General features: G+C 41.7%; 5 protein-coding genes, 1 tRNA gene and 1 pseudogene. 1 reads left to right on the top strand and 6 read right to left on the bottom strand.

Annotated features, from left to right (window positions below; genetic code table 11):
* The 3 genes from FBF61_RS34285 to FBF61_RS34860 form a co-directional block, all read right to left on the bottom strand.
* A partial coding sequence (locus FBF61_RS34285; RefSeq protein WP_138485502.1) for a T9SS type A sorting domain-containing protein occupies nucleotides 1–740 on the bottom strand: 740 nt, incomplete at its 3' end.
* An 825-nt stretch (nucleotides 741–1565) separates the two neighbouring features.
* A complete protein-coding gene (locus FBF61_RS34280; RefSeq protein ID WP_138485501.1) occupies nucleotides 1566–2801 on the bottom strand; it encodes an ice-binding family protein in 1236 nt (411 codons plus the stop codon).
* A gap of 243 nt (nucleotides 2802–3044) precedes the next feature.
* Nucleotides 3045–3124: transfer RNA gene (locus FBF61_RS34860), tRNA-Leu, on the bottom strand.
* 154 nt (nucleotides 3125–3278) lie between these two features.
* Between FBF61_RS34860 and FBF61_RS34275 the strand changes: the two genes are divergently transcribed.
* Nucleotides 3279–4484 (top strand): site-specific integrase, encoded by a 1206-nt coding sequence (locus FBF61_RS34275; protein ID WP_138485500.1) that lies wholly within the window; start codon nucleotides 3279–3281, stop codon nucleotides 4482–4484.
* A 72-nt stretch (nucleotides 4485–4556) separates the two neighbouring features.
* On the opposite strand, the pseudogene FBF61_RS34270 reads toward FBF61_RS34275, so the two are convergent.
* The 3 genes and pseudogenes from FBF61_RS34270 to FBF61_RS34260 all read right to left on the bottom strand — a co-directional run bounded on the left by FBF61_RS34270 (nucleotide 4557) and on the right by FBF61_RS34260 (nucleotide 8574).
* Nucleotides 4557–6856: pseudogene (locus FBF61_RS34270) on the bottom strand (AAA family ATPase).
* 155 nt (nucleotides 6857–7011) lie between these two features.
* A complete protein-coding gene (locus tag FBF61_RS34265) occupies nucleotides 7012–7821 on the bottom strand; it encodes a hypothetical protein (protein ID WP_138485499.1) in 810 nt (269 codons plus the stop codon).
* A gap of 123 nt (nucleotides 7822–7944) precedes the next feature.
* Nucleotides 7945–8574, bottom strand: a complete 630-nt coding sequence (locus tag FBF61_RS34260) for a tyrosine-type recombinase/integrase (protein WP_138485498.1) — start codon at nucleotides 8572–8574, stop codon at nucleotides 7945–7947.
* Between the last annotated feature and the right edge of the window lie 78 nt (nucleotides 8575–8652).

The following is an 8652-nucleotide window of genomic DNA, read 5'->3' as shown; positions in this document are numbered from 1 at the left end:
TCGCTGTTATTAATATAATGTATCACATAGGCGGCAGGGGAAAGATGCGTCATGTCGATTTTCCTTTCTCCATCCGGAAATTCCCTGGTTTCAACCAACCTTCCTTTGATATCGAAGATCTTGTAAGACCGGCTTTTGCCTTCGTCGGCATCCTTCAGGACCAGGTAGTCAGTGACCGGGTTTGGGTACACTACGACACCTTTTGAAAGGGATTTGATTTTCACCGCCTTTATTGTAGAATAGGTGAAAGACTTGTCGAAGTCGGTTTGTTTGAGGCGGTAATAGCTGATGCCCGCGAGAGGGTAAGCGTCCGTCCAGCTGTATTTTCTGACGGTACTGCTATTGCCAGGCCCTTTCACTGTTGTGACTTCTTCGAAAGCAATGCTGTTCCTGCTTCTTTCAACGGTAAAAAAATCATTGTTTTCTTCCGACGTTGTTTCCCAGCGCACCTGCACCTGATCATCGACAGCGCCTGCCTCGAAATAAGCCAGTGTAACCGGCAGCGAGGTGTAATCCACCGGCTGCTGCACGCCCTGGTTTTCCATACCCCCGTCGCCGGTGTTGAAAGTGTAAACCACCTGCCCAAGCGAGTAGCTGACTGTACCTCCGGACCCTGTTGCCACACCACCCGAAGCATCAATCACTTCCTGAGCATGCGCATTGGGGATGGCAAGTACAAGTGGAAAGACTACAAAACTGGCGCGGATGTGATTGTAGATGTTTTTTCGTAATGTTTCCAATGGTTGGTTGTATAGTAATAGTTAGATATTCGTGTAATAGTATTTATTTTTTGTGGATTATCAATATTTTAATTTTTCTAAACAAATTTTGCGGTCTGTCTACCGGGGCGGCTACCGTCCAGTAATGTACTATTTGTATAGAAGGCGAAGTGGATTATCCGTTGATCGGCGCCCAAAAACGGGTTGCAACGGTTGGGTCGAATCAATGTTCCAGAGGCACGGATAGTATTCCTGATGGATTTGGGAAGCCATTTACATCAGAGTTAAATATAAATGGCTTGCCATGCAGGAATTGGAAACCATCTTATGCGCAGCCTGCCTCAGTTCTGAATGAATTTGAAAGCTAGGTTAAAAAATTTTTTTTCGTTTATGTGGCATTCGCGAAGACGGCACCGAAAATCCTCCATGGTTATTCTGTACTCGACATGTTCTGAGATATGACGTTTTTGTAGCTCGGCAAGATGAACGACATCGAAGTTGTCAAAAGTAAATGCCTCGATTTCTTTGCTATGAAGTGTAGTAAGTAATTGTACTCCATTAATTTGAACGGCCTTTGATCGTTCCAGTTCTATGAACTGACGCCGACAAAGTTGAAAATATTCTGCTGAGAAGTTAAACACGTCCTGGGAAGATGAAGGTTTGAATCGTTGTCAGTTTGCCCACTCATGAAAAGTTTAAATCATAGTGTTCCTTTGCAACGGCGCAGTCTGACAGTGATTGTTAATCACCGGTCAAGATGCTGATTTTAAGGATGTTAATTCATCTAAATGAATTTGCTTTTGTGATAGCGTATGTATAGTGTAAACTTGTAGCGCGTTGATTGGACTAGTTCACTTTCAGTATTTTCTGATACCGGGTTCCGCCTTTGCCGGTTATCCGCCCTACATACAGGCCGGGTGATAGAAAGCTCACGTCAAAGCTTGTCAGCAGCTTTGAAGAGTCACTTCTTACTTGTTCATAGACGATCTTTCCGTTCATGTTAATCAGTTGCAGACGGTCGATGCCGCCGTTATTGTCCGTATCCAGGGTCAGTTGGTTGACGACGGGATTCGGATACAATGCAGCACGCAATCCAGCTTCAAATTCTATACTGCGTATGGTGCTATACGCAAATGAGTTGTCCTGGTCGATCATTTTAAGGCGGTACAGATTTATCCCTGCCTCGGGCATCTTATCCGTGTAGACATATTCGGCTAAAACCTTACTTTCCCCTTTTGCGTTGAGGGAAGCAACGAGCTGCCATGCGCGGCCGTCCATACTACGCTCGATTTCAAACCGGTCGCTGTTTGCTTCTTCTGTGGTGGCCCAGGCAATCAGGGCACTCCTGCCCTCGTCTTTTTTCACCAGAAATTTCGTCAGGGTAACCGGTAATGCGCCAGGTGTGTTGACAACAATATTGCTTTGCAGATTTATGGCCCCGGCGATGGATAACCCCCTTCCAAAAAGAGAAGCGCTTTCCAAAAGATTAATGGCCCCGTTAGTTATCGCTGTACCCCGGAAAATAGCGTTCGCACCTATGTCGAACTGCCCGTTGATCTGCCAGTACACATGATTCAAGGAGGTTCCGTTGATCAGCAGTACGCTGGATAAGTCAGCAGTCGACAGGGCACCGTCAATTTTAAAAATGAACACAGCGTTTGGGTCTTCCAATCCGTTCAGGATCAAATTGCCTGTAATAGTGGTAGCAGCACCCAGGCAATAAACCCCAGGAGTAAGTTCCTGGCCATTTCCCATCGAGGTGCTCAAAACGACACTGCCGCATGGGTTTGCAAGCAAATCGGCATAGGCACTTGTTACATCGGTTGCTGCCTGTCCGGCAATATCATCGGCTATATGCGTTTCTCCCACTATTATCCCGGGCGGAAATCCGTTAAAGGCTCCTGCGCCAGTACCAACGTCCCCGGTAACCACCGTAGTCCCCTGATTTGTAACTCCTCCAACTGCAGTAAACAGAGAAAAAGCCGAAGCAGCTCCCAAATCAGGTTCCGTCTGTGCAAAGCTGGTATGTGAAACGGAGAATAGCGTGGCAATTGCCACAAGGCAAGTATGTATTTTTATCATAATAGTTTGTTGATGTTTGAGAATTACTTTCTACTAGCATCAAAACTAATGATTCGCATAGCAAACAATATTACATATCCAGTAAGGATAGTTGCATGTTTCACACATTCGGCAAAATCAAGATGATCTGGTCAGCGGGTTTTAAGCAGTGGGAGAATGCGATGCTGAACGGTAAATGTTGTGGGCACATGCCCTTATAAAAAAGAGGTTGCGAAATAAACTCGCAACCTCTTTTTTATTCAGTACCGGGGACGGGAATCGAACCCGTACGAGCGTTTCGGCTCACAGGATTTTAAGTCCTGCGAATTTTGGTTTTATATGGTTCGATATGTATCAATGATATCTATTAATGAGGTGATTACAGATATATGGATTTTCTTAAATTCGTAAAAAGCCGCCATTTGTTGTACCTATGTTGTACCAAATAATTTCGATTAGTATTATATTTGTGTGTAGGAAACAAACCAATTTCAACTCATGGCTTCCACTATCAAAGCGGTTTTACGAAAAAAACCTAATCAGGACGGTACATTTCCACTCGCATTGCGTGTAACGAACAATCGCAAATCCACATATGTGTACCTCAAACAAAATTTGAAAGAGACCGAGTGGGATGCTAATGGACAAAAAGTCAAGAAGTCCCATCCTAATTCAGTTTGGTTGAATAATTTTATTCTAGCTAAGAAAGCTGAGATTAATGATCAGTTACTTCAATTAGCCACCCAGAAAAAAGACACTTCTGTAACTTCCGTTAGAAGGACGATAAAACAGACAATGGGTAGCAGCTTTTTTGCTCAGGCAAGTCTATACTGTGATCAACTTGAGAAGAACGGCAAATTCAACCAAAAGTCGGCAGACTTACCTCGCATCAATCGATTTAAAGAATTTTTGAAAGGGGCGGATATTGGATTTGCTGATATCAACCCTGGCATTTTACGGCAATTCCAAGCGTATTTAAGAGGGAGTCGTAAGATAACTGAAAGAACGGTAGTCAATCATCTTGTTGTAATTCGCACTATCTTTAATCAGGCTATCACCGCAGGGTTAGTAGATCAGAAATATTATCCATTTGGAAAAGGGAAGATTTCCATTAAATTTCCAGATAGCTCCAAAATAGGGTTGACAGCTGAGGAGGTTAAATTGCTAGAAGAAGTAGATCTTACAGGGGGGCAGCATCATGCACGAAACCTTTTTCTTATTGCACTGTTTTTCGCTGGGATGAGAATTTCGGATGTTCTAAGATTAAAATGGTCAGACTTCCAAAATGACAGGCTGTATTATTCTATGGGAAAAAATCTTAAAACCGGTTCATTTAAAGTTCCGGAGAAAGCCGCAAAAATACTCGCGGAGTACCCGAAGATCAATCCTCATAATTTGGTATTTCCTGACTTGGCTTGTATGGCTGATCTTTCCAATTCCTATACTGTACAGAGTTACATTAAAACAAGAACAAAGAGTTGTAATGACTACCTGAAACAAGTAGCTGAAAAAATCAGTTTGCCAAAGACGCTGACCATGCACATTGCTCGGCATACTTTTGCTCAAATTTCTTCGGATAAGATACCTGTCAATATTTTACAGCGACTGTATCGTCATTCGGACATCAAAACAACAATGGGGTATCAGAGTAATTTTATCAATAAAACTACAGACGATGCGTTGGACTCTGTTGTAAACTTGTAATAAAAAACGCTAGGCAATTATCCATCGCAGCGTTTTTTTATAAGGAGATTATTAAGGCGGAGGCAACATTGCTTACTGTTGGTTTGTTGCAATCACTACTGGTACTGGGGCACCTATACTTCTCAATAGCGATTCATATTGGTCATTATCAAGTGCCTTAATTCGGTCTAATATTAAATTGGCGGTTGAATTCATTTCTGGAACTTCAATTGGTAGTGCACCACGTTCGAGAACTCCACAAAGATGTGAATACTCATTATTAATTCGATCCGTCAAAATCGCAGGTAACGTGTCGCCACCAAAAAACTTCAACATTTTATCTTTATCCGAGGTTGAATCTGGATATTTGTAATACAAGAAAACCTCGAGAAATTTTCTCGCGTTGTTGCCAAAATTGTAATAAGCGCTGTAGTTTTGGTCATTCACCGTCAATAGGCTTGCGCATTTATGAATTTGTGCAAATAGGAAATTGAACTCTGTAATGTATTCTCGCAAGAACGAGGGCATAAGTTGGATAGAAGAGGTTTTGTTAGATCTCTGCACAACAAGATACCTAAATTTTGCCTTAGTTTCTTTTGTGGCGTCCGCGCCAGGAAGTCTCTTCAAATATTTAAGAAAATCGAGGTTATGAGTTGAGATAAAAGTTGTTCAGCTAACAACTTTGCAACGATCTCTGTGTTAATTAGGCTGTAAATGAAGAAAATATGATTTCCATCGAGGCTTGAAATCGGATCGTCGATCCAGATGACGGGTTTGCTCCCTTTGGTGTGAATATCATCCAGCTTAGCCATGAAATAGCAGAATGCGATCAGACTGCATTCGCCTTCACTTAAATGATGTGCTTTCTTGTTGTCACGAATGATTTCAAAACGAACACTTATGGCTTGCCCTTGGTCATCCATCTCATCTACTGATTGCAATTTCAAAAAGTCATGACCGAAGAAATTATTGAGATATTCGTTCACCTTTGTCGCACCTTTTTCTTCATCGTTTAACAGGCGCTTCTTCTTCTTAATCTGAGTCTGTTTATCTTTAATTTGTTGTCTTATTCCGTCGGAAACTGTTTTTTGGTCTTGGGCCTCGTTCTCTTGGATACCAATTGACGCTAAGTTAGTTGCGTATTGAATGGTTTCAATAAATTCATGAACCTCCTTAAAACGTAATTGATTCTTGGCAGCCGCCTGATCCTTGGAAAGTTGAGTTGAGTATGTGTTGGATTTCGTGCGCAGCCTTTCCTGAAGCTTGTAAACAAGTTTTATTCTCCCGGAATAGTCCAAAGCGCTCTCGCAGTTTACTGAAGTCATCGGGCTTTGTTTCCTGATTTCCAGCTGACCTACCAGATAAGTTAGTTGTTCCAAATATTTTTTCTGATAATGAGCAAATAACTGAGCCAGCGAGGATGCTTTCTGCTGAAATCGCGAGTAATACCTTTCTCTGCCTATCATCGCTAGTGAGGTGACAGCTGCTTTTTCCTTGTTGATTAATTGTAAGAGGGTTGCGACATCTTTTTCCAGATTTGCTAGTTCCTCATCGAAATGATTTTCAAGTTCCTTCCAACGTTCAGTACTTATTTCATTGTCGCAAAAAGCACATTTATCACGGTCTTCATGTAGCTTCTTACCCGTTGCAACCCATGAATTCAGCATTGCATTCTGTACAAGCTCTTCAATTTTTCCAGAATTACCAATTTTTCTCTGAAGGACGTCTATAGTTTCTAAATTGAATTCACCGATTTTGAATTCGGGTGGCATGACCGACTTAATGTCTTCGGTTACTTTTTCCGTTATGAGCTGGTCTAGCTCAGCGTATTGAGTTGTTGAAAGCAGTGAAAATGTAGTCTTTTGGACAGCTGCAATGTCTTGTAGTAGCTTTGCTTTGGTGTAATTCTGGTCGCCGAAGCGTTCTGAATTATATTTTATGCCAGTATTCCTGTCAGTGGCTTTCGTATCTAAAACTTTTTCCTGTAATTCTTTTGCAGTATCAAAGGCGGATTTTTTCTGCAAATAAAGCGCATTGGCCGTATGTAAATTTTCAAATAATCCAGTCTTGTTTTCTGGTTCATCTTTCCCAAGTTCTGATTCAAGTTGTGCTATCTCTGCTTCGATCACTGCATTGTTGCTTCCCAAAACTGCGAAGGATTTTATATCATCATCCGGGTTAGCGATAAACTTGAGATTTTCTCTTACAAAGTCTTCGTTGAATACGCGGATTGTTTTGCTGTGTCCGGTCAAATTATTTTGAGTGGCATCGGCTTCCCCTTTGATGAATACTGTAAACTCAGGGTTGTCGTATTTGCTTGATATTTGGCCTGTTTCCAGAGCCCTCATAATACGAGAAAGGGTAGTCTTACCGGAGTAATTTCGGCCATAAATGATATTTACTTCTTTAAACTCTCGTACGTCAGCACCATCAAGTACAGATGCATCCCAGGAGAAGTTGTTGAAGACTGCTAGATTTTTAATTGAGGAAAATTAGTTATCATGTTGAGCAGTGTAATTGAAATTGTAAATACTTCGATTTAATGCTTTTACGCGACTGTTTTAAGAATTTTGTCCGTTCCATTTATCAGGTCTGTAACCTGTTCATGCGTTGGTTCTTGACTCTTACTATGGTCGCATAGATTTCGGATGTCGCCGAGCATTGAAATGTGCCTCCACTGAGCAACATCAATAGTGCCGTTGGATTTTAAAATTTCATTCAGATCCGAAATGCCAGGATTCTTTTTGGTAATAGATAAACTTCGATCCTCGCATACTTGCCGTAAATGCTTTTCAAGGACTACACCGGCTATCGCTCCGGCAGCCCGAAGAAATTTGTGCTTTAGTAACTCACGTGCCGTATCTATTTCACTATCGAACATGTCAGCTTGAACAAGTTGCCTTATTTCAAATAGTGAACTCTCAAAGCGCTTCTCAGCTGCCCGAATAATCGCGACTTGCTGACGGAATTGTGGGAGAGCAGCAGAGGAATCCACAACAGTTTCTCCATAATTACTCACACGAAGCTTCTGAAGGTAGTCTTGTATAACGTAGTTTCCGTAGCTGACAGATTTACGCGCTTTTGGTTTTTCGTACAGTGCTACAAAATTGTTGACTCGATCGGGAAGTAATTGTTTCAATAAAGCCAATGACTCAGAATACCAAGCTTCATAGCCAATATTAAAATTGGGCAAAGCTTTGATAAACGCGTCTCCCTCTTTTTTGTCGTTAAATAGTTTTTTTACTTCTGCATCAAAAGCTGTGGTGTCAATTGTGCGAGACATTGCGTTTTCAAGAGCAACTCCTTCAGTAATAAGTCGATCTAGATCCTTTCGGAAGCGTTCTAAATTTGTTGCCATAGATAAGCCTATATTTATATTAAGGGTTGGTGGTCACAAATACTTTTTGTGACCATCAATTTATCAAAAGCAATTGTACAGACAAGATATCGTTGGTACAATACGTATATTTTTCTGGATAAATTATTTAGCGGGAGCGCTGCTCAGATTGGCGAGATAATCTGCATATTCTTGCATCATGGATACGCGCTGCGGTAAAAACTTCGCCCGATCATATGCTCGGTCAACGCTACTTTTGGGCGTATGTGCTAGCTGTCTGTCGGCAACTTCATGAGAATAGCCAAGCTTTTCCTTTACCACACTCATAAACAGCGACCGGAAACCATGTCCGGTCATTTTGTTTCTATATCCCATTCGTTTCAACGCAACCAAGATTGTTCCCTTGCTCATTGCTTTTCTTGGACGTGGAATACTCGGAAACATCAATTCTTTATGGCCGGTGATCTCGTAAAGCTCTCTAAGAAGTGCAACTGTCTGTGTCGCGAGAGGGACCAAATGCGTTTTTTTCATTTTCATCCGCTCGGCAGATACAGTCCACATAGCTTTTTCAAAATCAATCTCTGACCAACGGGCTTCAATTAATTCAGACGTACGAAGTGCAGTAAGCAACATGAGCCAGATAGCAATGTATGTTTGTCGGTAAAGTTGTGCCTTACATTTAGTAAGCGCATCCAAGAGCTTAGGCAATTCGTCAATATCTATCGAAGCAAAATGAGGTGGTTCCGAAAAGCGGCACACATTTTTGCACAACATGATGCAAAATGAAAGACCAAAAATCTGTAAAAAGTCGTCGGAGCTACGACGCTGAGTTCAAGGAAGAAATGATCAGAA

This window comes from Dyadobacter bucti (genome assembly GCF_005869225.1).
In the GTDB taxonomy this organism is placed as follows: domain Bacteria; phylum Bacteroidota; class Bacteroidia; order Cytophagales; family Spirosomataceae; genus Dyadobacter; species Dyadobacter bucti.
The sequence above is the reverse complement of the archived record's forward strand: the minus strand, read 5'-3'. Positions and strand labels throughout refer to the sequence as shown.